The organism is Brevibacterium marinum (assembly GCF_011927955.1).
Taxonomy (GTDB): Bacteria; Actinomycetota; Actinomycetes; order Actinomycetales; family Brevibacteriaceae; genus Brevibacterium; species Brevibacterium marinum.
In genome coordinates, this window is sequence record NZ_JAATJN010000001.1 from 99554 (window position 1) to 114782 (window position 15229).

The following is a 15229-nucleotide window of genomic DNA, read 5'->3' on the forward strand; positions in this document are numbered from 1 at the left end:
ACCTCATCTCGCGCCGTGCGCGGACTCGGCGACCGTTGTCCATGTGGCCAAAGGTACCGCAAACGATAGGCTGTGAAAATGAGTACATCGCCCGTGAGACCACGCACGAATGCCCAGGCCGCAGCCGACCTGTCGGACTTCATCAGTTCTTCTCCAAGCTCCCATCATGCCACCGCCAGCGCGGCCGCACGATTCGACGCCGCAGGTTTCTCTCGACTCGACGAGCAGGCGAAATGGTCGCTCGAGCCTGGTCGCGGCTGCTATGTCGTTCGCGACGGTGCGATCATCGCATGGCGAATTCCGACGAGCGCGGGTGTCGATTCCCGCTCGAGTGCGGGTAGCGGTGCAGGCGCGAGTGCGGGTGCAGACGTCGGCACGAGTGCGGGTGCAGGCGCAAGTGCGGGAGCGGGCACTGGTACGGGTGCGGATACTGGTACCGGCCCGGTTCCCGGGTTTCGCGTCTTCGGTTCTCACACGGACTCTCCGGCCTTCAAACTCAAACCCGGCGAGGAATTCACCGCCGAGGGCACCCGACAGGTCGGCGTCGAGATCTACGGCGGGCCTCTGCTCAATTCGTGGCTCGACCGGGAACTGGCGTTGGCCGGGCAGCTCAGCCTCGCCGACGGCACGGTCGTCCTCGCACAGACCCCGCCCATCGCGCGCATCCCGCAGCTGGCTATCCACCTCGATCGGCAGGTCAACGACGGTCTGACGCTGGACAAGCAGCGCCACACCACCCCGATCATCGGGCTGGCCGACCTTGCCGAGGCCGATGTCATCGAGATCCTCGCCACATCCGCCGAGGTGGATCCCGAGCAGGTCGTCGGACACGACGTCTACACGGTCCCCGTTCAGGCTCCCGCTCTGTTCGGCGCCCAGGAGGAGTTCTTCGCCGCGCCGAAGCTGGACAACCTGCTGTCCGTCCATGCCGGTGTCAGCGCCCTGGTCGACGTCGACGCCTCCGACCTCGATGCCATTGCGCTCTTCGCCGGGTTCGACCATGAGGAGATCGGGTCGAACTCACGCTCCGGTGCCAGCGGGCCGTTCCTCGCCGATGTCACCGAACGCATCATCGCCTCCTTGGACCCGGACTCGACGCGCAGTGACTATCTGGCCGCACTCGCCTCGTCGATCTGCGTGTCCTCCGACGCCGGACATGCCGCCCATCCGAACTATCCGGAGCGCCACGACCCTCATGTCCGCCCTCGCCTCGGCGGGGGTCCGCTGCTGAAACTCAATGCCCAGCAGCGCTATGCCACGGACGCTGTAGGCACGGCCGCCTGGTCAAGGGCGTGCGCGGCGGCCGGCGTCGAGTACCAGAACTTCGTGTCGAACAATGCCATGCCGTGCGGGTCGACGATCGGCCCGCTGACCGCGACGCGTCTGGGCATGACCACCGTCGATGTGGGACCCGCGCTGTATTCGATGCACTCGGCCCGCGAGATGGTCGCCATCGACGATGTCGTCGCCCTGGGGGCTGCGGCGAAGGCATTCCTGCAGGGTGAGAGCGCGGGGTGAGGGATCAGCGGTGAGGACTTTTCACCTTGCGGAACAGTACACAGGTTGCAACCCATGTACTGTTCCGCAAGGTGTGCCATGAGGCTGTGCGTGCCCTGGGGGTGTGCCGGCCCGGGGTGTGGGGACGCCGGGGCTGTGCGTGCCCGTCGGCTGCACGGGCCCGGGGGCTGCGCGGGCCCCGGCCGAGGTGAACGGTCAGGTGGGTCGACCGTCGTTTGAGATCGAAGTTGCGGCTGTCGACTTCACCGGTAAATTTGCACCATGGACTCTCCGGCCCCGGTCTTCGATTCGCACCTGCACATCATCGATCCGAAGCATCCGCTGGTCGAGAACGACGGCTACCTGCCGGATCCCTTCACGGTCGATGACTATCTGGTCCGCGTCGGCAACCTGGGCAGCAGTGGTGTCACGGTCGCGGGCGGAGCCGTGGTCGCGGGATCCTTCCAGGGATACGACCAGTGTTACCTCGTCGACGCCCTGCACACTCTCGGACCCGATTTCGTCGGCGTCACTCAGCTTCCGGCCGACACCTCCGACGACCGCATCCTCGAACTCGACCGCGACGGCGTGAGAGCGCTGCGGTTCAACGTCGCGCGGGGCGGATCCGCAGTCTTGGACGACCTTGAGCACATCGCGCGCCGAGTCCATGACCTCGCGGGGTGGCACTCGGAGCTCTACATCGACGCCCGCAGCATCGACGAGGACCTCGGCAACCGCATCGCCGAACTGCCTGCCGTGAGCATCGACCACTTCGGGATGCACGCCGAAGGCCTGCCGGATCTGCTGCGCCTCGTCGAGCGCGGCGTCAAGGTGAAGGCGACCGGCTTCGGACGCGTCGCACTCGATCCGGCCGCCGCGATGCGAGCGATCGTCGACGTCGACCCGACAGCGCTCATGGTGGGAACGGACCTGCCCTCCACCCGGGCTCCCCGGCCCTTCGACGAATCCGACTTCGACGTCATCCGCGATGCGCTCTCCCCCGAGGAGCTCACCGCCGTGTTCTGGGACAACGCCGCCGGATTCTATCTGGGACGCACACGCGCCTGTTCTCGGTGACGACGCCCATGCGCCTGAGCGCGGTGACGACGCCCGCTTGGCCCGTTTCACTCCTCACAAAGCCCGGTCTTCGTCTCTGTTGACCTCGATCGAGTAGCATTTTTGGGATGAACTCCCAACGATCGAAGCTCGCCTCGACCCTGCAGAACCTCGACGGACGCAGCTACGGCAATTACAAGCAGATCCGCGGCCGCTACGAGTTCGGGCCGGTCACCGTGTTCGTCGACCGGGTCCAGGTCGACCCCTTCGCTTCCCCGTCCAAGGTCCGCATCAGGATCAACCGCGCCGAGGCGGGGTTCCCCACCGACATCACCACCGACCGGGCCGATCGGATTGCCGCCTCCGACTTCTTATTCCGCGTCGGAAACGAGTTCCTGCACCACAGCAATCGGCGCGCCATCATCCTCGGACGTCCGGGACAGGAAGTTCTTGAGCGCACCAACGTCATCATCGACGACGAGGGGTTCGAAGCACGGCTGCTCGTCAACCTTCCGGCTCGGGGCAGGCGGATCCTGGGACATCAGGCCGCGGACATCCTCACCCGCGATGTGCCCGAGCTCGCACAGGCGATGTTCGTCCACTCCAATCTCGCCCGGCACAGTTCCGGCCACGAATCCAGGGACAGCTCCGGCGACGCGTCCGGCCAGAGTTCCAGCGACGGCTCCGGCGAGGCGTCCGGCCACGGCCCCGACGGTGGCCTGCGCGAGCATGTCCAGCTCCACCGGGATCAGCTGGAACTGCAGAACCACCTCGGCGAGGAAGGTCTCCTTGCGTTCATCGGCAACGGTGCGATTCTGCCGCGGCGCTCAGGTGATTCGGATCTGCCGATGGACTCCAGCGCTGTGGCCTTCACCAGCCCGAGTTCACTTGAGCACACCGTCACCCTCTCGAGCGGGCGCAGCCTCACGGGCATGGCGATCCCCCGCGGTGTCACCGTCATCGTCGGCGGCGGGTATCACGGCAAGTCGACGATTCTGCGCGCTCTCGAACGCGGCGTCTACCCGCACATCGCAGGCGACGGCCGGGAATGGGTCATCACAGAACCCAGTGCCACCTCCATCCGGGCCGAGGACGGTCGCGCCGTAACCGGTGACGACATCTCGCCCTTCATCAACAATCTGCCATCCGGCACTGACACGAGATCCTTCACCACGACGAATGCGAGCGGCTCGACCTCACAAGCGGCCAACCTCGTCGAAGCCGTGGAAGTCGGGGCGCGGACGCTGCTCATCGACGAGGACACCTCGGCGACGAACTTCATGATCCGCGACGAGCGCATGCGCGCGCTGATCCCGGCCGACCGCGAACCCATCACACCGTTCGTCGACCGCATCCGTCCGCTGTTCACCCGCCGGGGTGTCTCCACGATTCTGGTCGCGGGCGGTTCGAGCGCGTTCTTCGAGGTCGCCGACCACGTCATCGGCCTCGACGCCTACGTGCCGCAGGAGGTCACCGCGAAGGCACACGAGCTGGTGGGGGTCGACGCCGACGATCTGGAGAGGTCGAACCCGGATCAGCGCACGGTCGCAGGCTCGGCCGGTCCAGACAACACCGAGCACGAATCGGTCGACACGGACGAATCGGTCGATTCGGGCGGAGAAACGTTCACCACTCCGCAGCCGCGGACCCCGACGGCGAAAGCGCTGCATCCCAGCTCGAAGACGAAGTCTGCGAAGGCCAAAGGGCTGGGCCAGGTTCAGTTCGGCAAGGCGTTCATCGACCTCGCCGCCGTGTCCCAGCTCATCGATCCCCAGCAGACGACGGGCATCGCCGAGGCGCTCGAGTACATGGCCGAGATCTTCGACGATCGGACCTCGCTCACCGAGGCCCTGGCAGAGGTCGAGGACATGCTCGATGCGCAGGGCGTGGATGGGCTGACCGGCAACCGCGACCATCCTGGTCATGTCGCCAGACCCCGCGCACAGGAGATCGCGGCCGCCCTCAACCGCTTCCGAGGGCTGCGCCTCGTGGAGTGAACCGTGAGTCCCTCAAGCGGCGCGAAGTCCACGCCGCTGCCAGCTCACTCGTTCAGCAGAGCCGACAGCTCCTCACGCGTGGTCACCGGCAGTGAGCATTGCGTTCCGCGGCAGACGATGGCCGCACCGTCAGGCACCTCGACCTCCGCACCGTCTTCGGCAGGTACGCCGGTTGAACTGGTGACCAGCGTGACCGTGGGATGTTGGGACGCGATACTGCTCAGCGCAGCATCACGGGTGGCCACGCGAACCGGATTGAGAGCCAGTTCTGACTGCCACAGCGCGTGGCCACAACCTCGCGGAGCACGACCGGCGAGCGCCCGGTAGATGCCGAGTAGTCTGTCTCTCAGCTCCATCAGCCGACCACTACTCAGCCCTCCGACTGTGCCGACGCCCAGGCCGTCAGATGCCCCCGTGCCCAAGCCGTCGGCCGGGGTGTCGTCGGCCGGGATGTCGTCGACCCGGGCCGTGACAGCCGAACCAGCCTCAGCGCTGCTCTCCACGCCGATCTCCGCGAGCAGGAGTGCCACCTCTGCTGCGGCAGATCTGCCGGACGGCACCGTGTTGTCCACCGGATCGGAGGCTCTCACCCCCAGGATCTCGTCGCCCAGGGAGTCGAAGACCTCGAGCGTCTCGCCCTCGGCGGTGAAGTTTCCGAACATGCGCGCGCTCAACGAGACCAGGTCGCTCACCTGCACCGACGCGTCCGGCAGCTGGCGGACGGTGATGCCCGCGGTGATGAACTGAGCCCAATCGGCGAGTCCGGCTTGGCCCGGTCCTGGTATGTCACCGGTGAAGCTGCGCCGGACGTCGAGACCCGGGGCGGTACTCGAGCCGGAACTGCCGGCGCTCACGTCCGAGTCGCGGTCGACGCCTGCACCGGCCTCGCCGAAGCGTGCGAGCATCGCCTCCCACAGATGCGCTGCCTCGCTGGCCCAAGCAGCCGATTCATCAGCGGCTGAGGAATCGCGGGCAGCACCGGCACCGTCGGCAGCACCGGCGTCGGCATCAGCACAGGCTCCAGCGGCAGCACCCGAGTACAACGCCGCTTCGGCCAGTGCCGTGATCGCCAGCGAGTTCCACTCGGTGATCGTTTTCTCATCCCGTGCGGGCCGGGGACGTCTGTCCAGCAGCTCCTTGAGTCTGTTGCGCTGCGCGGCCGTCGCCGAGGTGGTCCACGGTGCCGGATGCTCCTCGTCGAAGGGCACCTCGTCCATGCCCAGCCAGTCGATGATACGGATCGCGGCGACGACGGATCCGGACAGTTCTGCGGCGGCGGGCGAATCGACGAGCTGGAGCAACCCCTCCTCCCCCGCCTCGGCGAATTCCTCCGGCGTCACCACGTACGCGGCACCCTCCTCGAGCACACCATCGGAATTGAGTGAATCGGCGTCGAGCGCGGCGATGAAGCGGTCGCCGTCGGACATGTCCGCGTTGAGGAAATTCGCCGTATCGGTGACCTCCCGTTCGGCCAACGCCAGCCACTTCGATGCCGGGTCGAGGGCGCGTTCGACCTTCGCCCACTGGACGGCGGCGCGCAGGTAGAGCGCATTGTCGTAGAGCATCTTCTCGAAGTGGGGCACGAACCATTGCCGGTCGACGCTGTAGCGGGCGATGCCACCGTGCACCTGATCGCGCATCCCGCCGCTGGCGATCCGCGCGAAGGTGCTGCGGACCGCGATGAGGCAGTCGAGGACGAGCGCGCCCTCCAGATGACCGTCGGCACCCAACCTGTCCACTGCGCCCGCAGCCAAAGCTTCCCGTACCTGCCCGCGTTCGTCGTCGTCCCTCGCCGAGGTGGTTCCGCCCAAGCGTACGAATGCGGCCAAGAGCTGCATGAGGTTCATCAGCGGCGGGAACTTCGGTGCCGTGCCGAATCCGCCCCAGGCCGGATCGTAGGAGTCGAGCAGGGATTCGGCGGCCGAATCCAGTTCCTCGGCGCTCAGCAGTTCCGAGGCGGCCTCGGCGGGCAGAGCCTCGGAGACCGCGTCGGCCATGTCGGCGAGCCCACGGTCCATGCGCTGGGTCATCTCGGTCACCTCGGCGCGGCGATCCGTCCATGTCTGGGACACGGCCGAGAGCACCTGCGTGAACGCGGGCAGATTCCCCCGCGGCGCAGGCGGGAAGTAGGTGCCGGCGTAGAAGGGGCTGCCTTCGGGTGTGGCGAAGATCGTCATCGGCCAACCGCCCTGGCCACGCATCGCCTGGAGGGCGTTCATGTAGTAGGAGTCAATATCGGGCAGCTCTTCCCTGTCGATCTTGATCGGCAGGTAGTGCTCGTTGATGACGCGGGCGATGGCTTCGTCCTCGAAGGACTCGTGGGCCATGACGTGGCACCAGTGGCACGTGGAATAGCCGATCGAGATGAGCAGGGGCACGTCACGACGGGACGCCTCGGCGAGGTTGTCCTTCGTCCACATCCGCCAGTCGACGGGGTTTCCGGCGTGGGCGCGGAGGTACGGGCTGGTGGAGGACGCGAGTTCATTGGCCATGCTCCCAGCGTCTCATTGCACCGGCGGAGAAGAGAACCCGAAGGCTCGCAATCGGGACACGATGAGGAGCAGTCCGACGATGCCTGCGGCCGCGATCAGGATCATCAGGGCCGGCCAGACTCCGAATATATCGAGCGGTGTCGCTGGATTTCCCTGTCCGAGGGTGAGCCCGACGAAGACACCGAGGGCGGCGATGGGCATGATCGCCTGCGGCAGCAGTCGCAGAGCGCGACGCCACCAGGGGTGATCGGCTCGCTTCTCGGCCCAGCGAGATGAACGGCGCAGTCCGCGGACACCCAAGGCCGCAACGATGATCGTCATCGCTCCGAGAACGAGATCGATGACCGTCGCAAGCGGGAATCCGAGGTCGGGATCCTTTCCTTCGGAGATGTTGATCAATCCCGTGCTGATGTCGAATTGATGCTGATGGATGGAGGTGAAGCTGTCGAGGAGCACGACCGTGGCATAGCCGCTCGACGGGACGAGGTCCGCACGCGCGCTGTAGCGCATCAGCGATCCTCCGTGGCCGACCCTTTCCGGGTCGGCGGTCGAGGTGTGCTGCCAGCCCATCCCGTAGGTGTCGGCATTCGGCTGAGGCGTGTGGGTCTCAGCGACGAGGTCCTTGCTCAGAAGGCGCTTGCCATCGGCCGATGTGCCGCCCCGCTGCTGCACACCCACCCACGTGGCCATGTCCTCGGCGGTGCTGATCACGCCTCCGGACCCGCCGATGTCGGTGGCGAACTCGGGCAGCTGCAGCGCCAGCCCGTAGGCAGTGACGTGCCCGGCATCGAGTCCGGACCGGTCGCCGGCCGTCGTGACTGCGTCGGTGTCGTCCATGCCCAGTGGAGTGAAGATGTTTTCGTCGAGGTAGGTGTTGAAGTCCTGGCCATCGACTACCTCGACGAGGCGGGCGAGGGTGCGGTAGTTGAAGTTGCTGTAAGCATAGGTGGAGCCTGGGACGCTGGCAACTTCAAGGTCGGCGATGTCGGCAACGCTGTCCTCCAGTGAACCTGTGGCTCTGACGAAGGTGGGATTGGGGATCCCGGAGGTGTGGGACAGCAACATGCGCACCGTGATCGCCGAGGCGTCTGCTCCGCGGATCGAGAAGTCGGAGAGGTAATCGGTGACCGGAGAATCGAGGTCGACGTCGCCGGAGTCCACGAGCTGCAGGACGGCGAAGGAGGTGAAGGATTTCGATACCGAACCGATCGCCATCGGAGTGTCGGTCGAGACGTCGCCCACTCCTTCGGCTGCGACGAGCTCGCCGTCCTTGACCACGGCGTAGCTGGCTCCGGGGAGACCGTGGCGGGAGGTGTAGGCGGAGACGAATTCTTCTGCCGAGTCCGAACCATAATCAGTCGGGTCAGCCTCGGCACCACTGCCGTTCGCGGGCCGGGCGCTCGCCGCCGATTCCGCAGCAGCGTTCGCCGGGCCTGCCACCGCCATTGGGGCAAGACCGAATGCCAGGCCGAAGATTGCGACACAGGCGAGGAGACGTTGCGCCGTGGATAGGAGATTGACCATGGCCTCCACCCTAGGGCGCACAAAATGGTCGGTACCAGGGGTCGATCCTCACGTCGCCAGGAGGAAAACCCAACCAGTTGCGAGTTCCTCGGGAGTGAGCAGCTGACAACGCTGGCGGGTACCTGAGCTCAGGCGGGGGTCAGAGGTCTTCGACGACTTGGACCAGCCGATCTGGCAGGTTGGTGATGATGCCGTCGGCGCCGAGGTCGACGGCCTTCTCCATGTCCTCGACACTGTCGACGGTCCACACCAGGCTCGACATTCCCAGCTCATGAACATGTCCGAGGAACGTGGCATCGGCGGCGATGTACTGAGGATTGACCTGATCGACCCAGGTGGCGAAGTCACTCAGCTCATCCGGGCAGGGCCTGCCCAGCACGCCGACAGGGACCTCCGGTGCCAGGGCGTGGAACTCCCGGACGAAGGCCCAGTCGCCGGACTGGACGACGAGCATTCCCGCGGCCAAAGCTCGGTCCAGATAGTCGGGGACTGCGGTAAGGGACTCAACGAGCGCCTCGGCGAATCCCGGGTACTGGGTGGGGTGTTTGACCTCGAGCAGCAGCCCGGTGCGGGTCACGTGCACGAGATCGAGCACCTCGGCGAGGTGAGGGACTCGGACGCCGGTGAATGATTCGGACTTCCAACTGCCAGCGTCGAGACTGGCGATCTCGGCCGTGGTCATGGACTTCACGCTGCAGTCCGTGCGCTCGGGATAGACGGCACGGGCATTCGTCGTCCGTTCCACGGTGTCGTCGTGGATGACGACGAGCCCGCCGTCAGCATTCATGTGCACGTCGATCTCGAGCATGTCGGTGCCCTGGTCGATTGCGGCGACGAAAGCGGGCATTGTGTTCTCGGGATATTGTGCGGACGCTCCTCGGTGAGCGATGACCAGCGGCGGGACCCGAGTGTGAGTGAGCTCGGCGGCGGAGTGGTTCAGGAGAGTGATGGGCATGGCGGGGGCTCCTCAGCGGATGGCGGCTCGAGACGGTGGCCAGCGGCCGATGATGCAGGTCAGTGCGGACAAGACTAGACACTCAGAGCAATGCCCGGGTGATGCGCGGATGGACTCGACGTGAATGCTGGATGGGTACAGCGTCAGTCTCGGTGCACAGCCTGCCCGTTCTCCGCCCGCAAACGTGCATCAACAATCGTTCAAAATCTCGCTTTCAGTCATGTAGTCGGATCATAATGAAGAGGACCATCACTTGACTTTACCTATTTGAAGAATATGATCATTGTGTGAACTACAACACAACACCAAGCGCCACTCTGGACCCAGTCGACAGAGCTATCGTCGACGTTCTTCACCGTGATGGTCGCGCACCATGGTCCAGAGTTGCCGAGCAAGTCAATGTGTCCGCAGCAACCGTTCGCAGGCGCTACGAAACCATGCACAATCAGGGTGTGATACGGGTCATCGGAGCAACCGACGTTGCTCGGCTGGGCCTGGGGACACCCATATACATGCGCCTGTCCAACGCTCACGGGGACTTGGACGTGCTGATCCCCCGGCTCAGGTCACGCAAGGAGGTACGTTCCCTCAATACACTTCTCGGTTCCGTCGACATTGCGGCCGAAATGGTACTTCCCCCAAATGCAGACCACAGCAGGCTCGTCGCAGATATCACGAAGGGAACCGCAGCCACTGTCGAGACCCTCCTCCTCACCCATGCTTTCGCTTCCGGACAAGACTGGGCTCCCCCGCGTGACACGGATGAGCCCACTCGATTGGCACCGGTGAAGACTCAGCCGGCCCCACCGGTCGAGCTGACGCGATCCGAAGCGAAAGCCCTGGGCATGCTCATGCATGACGGCCGCACTTCGCTCGGCGACCTTGCAAACGCGATTGGCAAGTCGGAGAACACTGCTTCCCGGACGATTGATCAGCTCCAAGAATATGGCCTTCTCGATTTTCGGATCCTCGTAGAACCGGAGCGCCTGGGGTTCGGCACCGAGTTTCTACTTTGGCTGGAGGTCGAGCCTCAACATCTCACCGAAACCGCGATTTCCCTTTCGGAACATCCGTCCACGAAATACCTCACGGCCACAACCGGCAGCTGCAGCTTGGCAGGACAGTTCATTGTTCGCGACCGCACCGAGCTATTCCATTATTCAACACAGGTCCTCGCTTCCCTCCCCGGAATCCGCAGTGCGGACTTTTCCATCCAGACCGCAACTCACAAGCGGGTTTGGACATCCATCGAAGAAGGCGTCTACGCAACGGCCGGGCAACCGCTGGATCCGATTGAATACCTCCAATCTCATGATTGACTCACAGAATTTGCCATCTCGGCTCCGTCCGGCCGCGGAACGGCCCGTGTCTCATCGTCGAAACCACAACACATAGGAGATCAGATGTCCTCACAAAGTCCTTCTGTCACCAGCCCGCGGACCGAGCCTTGGCAATGGTCGGACGAACAGTGGCAATCCGAGGTCAACCGTGTACGAGCCGGACGAAGCCTGGTTAACGCTTACGCTTCGCGGCGTTGGCCCGAAGGAGCGCAATGTGCTGTTCTCATTGCTTACGACTCCGATCACGAAACCCCCTACCTGCGAGACGGACAGACTTCACCAGGGTCCCTGGCACAGGGTGAGTACGGCAGTCGATCAGCTGTACCTAGGATTCTCGACATGCTCACCCGTCACGAAGTTCCGACAAGCTTCTATGTGCCAGCTGTGTCTGCGCTGCTTCACCCGCAGGACATCGAAGGTTATGTTGCCGGCGGCCACGAGATTGCCGTGCATGGGTGGATTCACGAGCGCAACACCACGCTGCCCCACGAAGCCGAGCTCGATCTCATCAGCAGAGCCACGGATGTGCTCGAACGGCTCTCCGGTACTCGTCCAGTTGGTATCCGAACACCTTCGTGGGACTTCTCCCAGTCGACGTTGAACGTCATCAGAGAACTGGGGTTCACCTACGACTCCTCACTGATGGCGGATGACGAACCCTATGAGCTCAATGCCGATGGAGTACCGACCGGAATCATCGAGATTCCCGTCGAATGGATCAGGGACGACGCACCCTATTTCATGATGGATCGTTTCGGAGGTCTCCGACCCCATCTCTCCCCGTACGACGTCGAACGCATCTGGATCGACGAGTTCGAAGCAGCACACGCCGCGGGCGGTGTCTTTGAGCTGACCCTGCATCCACACATCAGTGGACACCGGTCGCGTCTTGCCATGGTCGATCGGCTGCTCTCACACATCCGCACTTTCGATAATGTCTGGTTCGGCACGCACGCCCAGCTGGCCGACCATCTGAGAGCCAACTTCGCCCTGGAACCACAGGACTGACTACGCGCCTCTCACTGCCCACTACCCGCTGCCCGCCCTCTCAGCACAGGCTCTTCGTCTCTCACCCGTGTCGATTCCGGGTCCCGGGACACCACTCTCATGAAAGCACGGACCGAACATGCCCACAGATACACCGCAGACTCATCCACCCCACGACACAAAACTGTCGAAAAAGGGCCGCAAAGCACTGCTCGCCGGTGCCGTAGGAAATACCGTTGAGTGGGTCGACTGGGCGATTTACACTACGTTCTCGTCCGTCTTCGCCGTGCACTTCTTTCCCAGTGGTGACCCTGCCGCTGCTCTTCTGGCGACGTTGGCTGTCTTCGCCGTCGGATTCATCATGCGCCCCATCGGAGCCGCAGTGCTCGGCAATTACGCCGACCGTCACGGTCGCAAAAAGGGCATGGCTTTGACGATCGGTCTGATGGCTGGGGCCTCCCTCATCATTGCGATTACCCCCGACTATTCGATGATCGGCATCTTCGCCCCGATCGTGCTGGTCCTGGCTCGCATGCTGCAAGGGTTCTCTGCCGGAGGAGAGTTCGGAGCGTCTTCTGCCTTCATGGTGGAAGCATCAGCACCGAAGCGTCGCGCCTTCGCCGGGTCCTGGCAACAGGTCTCGGTTGGAGCCGGCGGACTCATCGCTGCCGGCATCGGAGCCGTCATCACTTCCGCACTCGATTCCCAGGCACTCGATTCGTGGGGTTGGCGACTGGCATTCGCTCTGGGCGCGCTGCTCGGCCTGTTCGGTCTGTGGCTGCGCACGAACGTTGCAGAGTCCGAATCATTCGAAGCAAGCAAGGCTGCCCGTGCCTCCGAACCCAAGCAGAAGAGCTCCTACCTCGCTATGTTCGTCAAACACCCGGGTGCTGTGGCTCGCGTCTTCGGCATCACGATCGCCGGCACCCTGCTCTACTACATCTGGGTCTCCTACCTCCCGACGTACGCTCACGTCGCCACGGGCCTCCCCCTCAACTTGGCGCTGACGGCGAACTTCATCGCGATCGCCTACTTCATCTGCATGCTTCCCTTCGCGGGAATTCTGTCGGACAAGATCGGCCGCAAGCCGACGATGTCAGCATTCGCTGCAGGTTTCCTGGTCTTGGCCTTCCCCCTGCTCAATGTTCTCGAGAACAATTTCTGGGTCTTCCTGGCAGTGGAGATCATCGGCATGACGCTGTTGCTCGGGTACTCGGCCAATTGTGCAGTGATCATGGCCGAGCAGTTCCCACCGGAGGTGCGCGCCACCGGTATTGGTCTTCCTTACGCACTGGCCGTCGCCGTCTTCGGCGGAACCGCACCTTATGTCATCACGTGGATGAACGACGCCGGAATCGGGGACAAAGTGTGGATCTACTGTGCTGCCGCGGCCGCAATCGGTCTAGCTGTCTATCTCACCATGCCTGAGACGAAGGGAAAGAAGCTCGCATGATTGAAACATTCAGACCTCACGTTCTCATCACCGGTGCCGCGAGTGGAATCGGCAAGGAAATCGCCTGCCAGTTCGCCGAACAGGGTGCACAGCTGAGCCTCGTGGATTTCAATGAGGAATCTCTCCACTCAGTTGCCGACGATCTTCGCCGAGGTGGTGCCGAGGTCAACTCCATCACCGCGGATCTCCGTGATCCCCGGACTCCGGTCCAGGTGATCGAATCCGCTTTCGTATTCGGCGAAGTCCACGTCCTTATCAATTCTGCCGGCGTCTATCCCGCGGTCCCACTGCTCGACATCACCGCCGAGGTGTGGGATGCGGTGCAGTCGATCAACGTTCGCGCGCCACAGCTGCTGACAGTTGAGTTCGCCAAGAGGATGAATAACCTCGACGAAGGACTTCCGCTCGGATACCCCGCCGTCGTCAACATCTCTTCGGGTGCCGCACTCCGGGCGCGGCCGGGAGCCGCTCCTTACACCACGTCGAAGGCCGCTCTGGAGATGGTCACGAAGTCATCCGCTTTGGAACTTGGCCCTATGGGGGTCCGGGTCAATGCCGTGGCACCGGGTTTCGTCGTCGTTGACAGTGAGCTCAACCGTCTCACCGACGACTACGTGTCCAAAGTATCGGCCAATCCGCTCGGGAGAAAAGGTCGGCCCGATGACATCGCCAGAGCCGTGCTGTGGCTCGCGTCCCCCGCTGCAGAATGGATCACCGGCGAGATCCTTCGAGTCGACGGAGGATCAGCAACGGGAGCGCTCAACCTTCCCGTGCACTGGCCGGAGACGCGCACCGAGATCGATGACGAACCAGCGACAATGTCAGCATTGAAAGCGAGCACCACCGAATGACGACTCCAGCTTCCCCCACCGCGGCCGCCTACACAGTCGTCGGTGGCGGTGCCATCGGCGGCACACTGGCGGCGCACCTTGCTCTGGCCGGCCACCCCGTGCAGATCGTGGATACGGACAGCGCCCATGTGGCTGCCATTCGCCGGCAGGGCCTGAGAATCGACAGCCCAACTGGAACACTCCAAACTTCGATCCCTGCGTTCGAACTCGCGGACGCACCGGACGAGTTGGGCCCCGTGATTCTTGCTGTGAAGTCACAGGCAACCGCGTCAGCGATGGAATGGATTGGGCCGCGCCTCCGATCTGACGGCTTTGTGGTCTCCATGCAGAATGGACTCAATGAGGCTGCGATCGCCAAGCGCATCGGGGCCGACCGAACGGTGATTGCCTTCGTGGACCTGTTCGCGGACCTGCTGGAGCCCGGTGTCGTCCAGGACGGAGGCATCGGTACAATCGCTCTGGGTGAGTACGCCGGGGACACGAGCAGGCGTGTCGATCGCCTTGCCGAGGATCTCTCACACTGGGGCTCGCCAATCGTCAGTGACAATGTCAGCGGGTACTTGTGGTCAAAACTCGCCTTTGGTGCCATGCTCACGGCCAGTGCGTTCATCGACGAGGATATGTCGTCAGTGATCAGCGAGAATCGCACTCCCATGCTCGGTCTTGCTCGCGAAGTCTTCGCGGTGTCCGACGCGCTCGGTCTTCAGCTGGAAAGCTTCGACGCGTTCATTCCCGATGACTACCGCGTCGAGTCGTCGGATAGCACGATCAACGCCGCATTCGACTCGCTCTCCGATTGGTTAGCTGGTCAGACGAAGACCCGTTCGGGAATCTGGCGTGACATCAACGTGCGTAAACGACCGACTGAAGTCACCGCTCATTATCAACCTGTCTTCGCAGTTGCTGACGACCAAGGCATCAGAACACCGAAGCTACATACGATGGTAGAACTCATCGGAGAGTTGGAACGAAACGAATCGTCTATGGGGGCCTCACTGATGTGGCGGATCGAAGCAGAATGATCTGAGCGTCCTTCAGAGCCGCAAGTCTCGACCAGTTCGGCAGGGTGACACAATG

At 63.6% G+C, this 15229-nt stretch carries 11 protein-coding genes; 8 read left to right on the forward strand and 3 right to left on the reverse strand.

The genetic code is table 11. The annotated features are described in order from the left end of the window. Positions 1-78: 78 nt before the first annotated feature. The 3 genes from BKA07_RS00435 (at position 79) to BKA07_RS00445 (ending at position 4550) form a co-directional block, all read left to right on the forward strand. A complete protein-coding gene (locus tag BKA07_RS00435; protein ID WP_167949142.1) occupies positions 79-1518 on the forward strand; it encodes a M18 family aminopeptidase in 1440 nt (479 codons plus the stop codon). A 261-nt stretch (positions 1519-1779) separates the two neighbouring features. After that, positions 1780-2574 (forward strand): amidohydrolase family protein, encoded by a 795-nt coding sequence (locus BKA07_RS00440; RefSeq protein ID WP_167949143.1) that lies wholly within the window; start codon positions 1780-1782, stop codon positions 2572-2574. 107 nt (positions 2575-2681) lie between these two features. Continuing rightward, the gene (locus BKA07_RS00445) at positions 2682-4550 is read left to right on the forward strand and encodes an ABC-ATPase domain-containing protein (protein WP_167949144.1); all 1869 of its coding nucleotides are present in this window, start codon (positions 2682-2684) and stop codon (positions 4548-4550) included. A gap of 44 nt (positions 4551-4594) precedes the next feature. On the opposite strand, the gene BKA07_RS00450 is transcribed toward BKA07_RS00445, so the two are convergent. The 3 genes from BKA07_RS00450 to BKA07_RS00460 all read right to left on the reverse strand — a co-directional run bounded on the left by BKA07_RS00450 (position 4595) and on the right by BKA07_RS00460 (position 9521). Then, positions 4595-7042 (reverse strand): thioredoxin domain-containing protein, encoded by a 2448-nt coding sequence (locus BKA07_RS00450; protein WP_167949145.1) that lies wholly within the window; start codon positions 7040-7042, stop codon positions 4595-4597. Positions 7043-7054: 12 nt separating this feature from the next. Next, positions 7055-8566 carry a serine hydrolase domain-containing protein gene (locus tag BKA07_RS00455; protein WP_167949146.1) on the reverse strand — a complete coding sequence of 504 codons (1512 nt, stop codon included), beginning with the start codon at positions 8564-8566 and terminating at the stop codon, positions 7055-7057. Positions 8567-8705: 139 nt separating this feature from the next. Beyond that, on the reverse strand, positions 8706-9521 hold the full coding sequence (locus BKA07_RS00460; protein ID WP_167949147.1) for a glycerophosphodiester phosphodiesterase: 816 nt from the start codon (positions 9519-9521) through the stop codon (positions 8706-8708). 287 nt (positions 9522-9808) lie between these two features. On the opposite strand from BKA07_RS00460, the gene BKA07_RS00465 reads away from it, so the two are divergent. The 5 genes from BKA07_RS00465 (at position 9809) to BKA07_RS00485 (ending at position 15174) form a co-directional block, all read left to right on the forward strand. Then, the gene (locus tag BKA07_RS00465) at positions 9809-10840 is read left to right on the forward strand and encodes an AsnC family transcriptional regulator (protein WP_167949148.1); all 1032 of its coding nucleotides are present in this window, start codon (positions 9809-9811) and stop codon (positions 10838-10840) included. A gap of 84 nt (positions 10841-10924) precedes the next feature. Continuing rightward, positions 10925-11869, forward strand: a complete 945-nt coding sequence (locus BKA07_RS00470) for a polysaccharide deacetylase family protein (protein ID WP_167949149.1) — start codon at positions 10925-10927, stop codon at positions 11867-11869. A gap of 118 nt (positions 11870-11987) precedes the next feature. Next, positions 11988-13301, forward strand: coding sequence for an MFS transporter (locus BKA07_RS00475; RefSeq protein ID WP_167949150.1), 1314 nt, complete (start codon positions 11988-11990; stop codon positions 13299-13301). Continuing rightward, positions 13298-14152: an SDR family NAD(P)-dependent oxidoreductase gene (locus BKA07_RS00480; RefSeq protein ID WP_167949151.1), complete on the forward strand. Its 855-nt coding sequence runs from the start codon at positions 13298-13300 to the stop codon at positions 14150-14152. The genes BKA07_RS00475 and BKA07_RS00480 overlap by 4 nt, the downstream gene beginning before the upstream one ends. Further along, positions 14149-15174, forward strand: coding sequence for a ketopantoate reductase family protein (locus BKA07_RS00485; protein ID WP_167949152.1), 1026 nt, complete (start codon positions 14149-14151; stop codon positions 15172-15174). The genes BKA07_RS00480 and BKA07_RS00485 overlap by 4 nt, the downstream gene beginning before the upstream one ends. The last annotated feature ends 55 nt before the right edge of the window (positions 15175-15229 follow it).

What these genes read in the sequence shown, in the direction of transcription:
- BKA07_RS00455 (WP_167949146.1), bottom strand. Translation starts at nt 8,566, where the DNA reads ATGGTCAATCTCCTATCCACGGCGCAACGTCTCCTCGCCTGTGTCGCA.
- BKA07_RS00470 (WP_167949149.1), top strand. Translation starts at nt 10,925, where the DNA reads ATGTCCTCACAAAGTCCTTCTGTCACCAGCCCGCGGACCGAGCCTTGG.
- BKA07_RS00450 (WP_167949145.1), bottom strand. Translation starts at nt 7,042, where the DNA reads ATGGCCAATGAACTCGCGTCCTCCACCAGCCCGTACCTCCGCGCCCAC.
- BKA07_RS00485 (WP_167949152.1), top strand. Translation starts at nt 14,149, where the DNA reads ATGACGACTCCAGCTTCCCCCACCGCGGCCGCCTACACAGTCGTCGGT.
- BKA07_RS00435 (WP_167949142.1), top strand. Translation starts at nt 79, where the DNA reads ATGAGTACATCGCCCGTGAGACCACGCACGAATGCCCAGGCCGCAGCC.
- BKA07_RS00440 (WP_167949143.1), top strand. Translation starts at nt 1,780, where the DNA reads ATGGACTCTCCGGCCCCGGTCTTCGATTCGCACCTGCACATCATCGAT.
- BKA07_RS00480 (WP_167949151.1), top strand. Translation starts at nt 13,298, where the DNA reads ATGATTGAAACATTCAGACCTCACGTTCTCATCACCGGTGCCGCGAGT.
- BKA07_RS00445 (WP_167949144.1), top strand. Translation starts at nt 2,682, where the DNA reads ATGAACTCCCAACGATCGAAGCTCGCCTCGACCCTGCAGAACCTCGAC.
- BKA07_RS00475 (WP_167949150.1), top strand. Translation starts at nt 11,988, where the DNA reads ATGCCCACAGATACACCGCAGACTCATCCACCCCACGACACAAAACTG.
- BKA07_RS00460 (WP_167949147.1), bottom strand. Translation starts at nt 9,521, where the DNA reads ATGCCCATCACTCTCCTGAACCACTCCGCCGCCGAGCTCACTCACACT.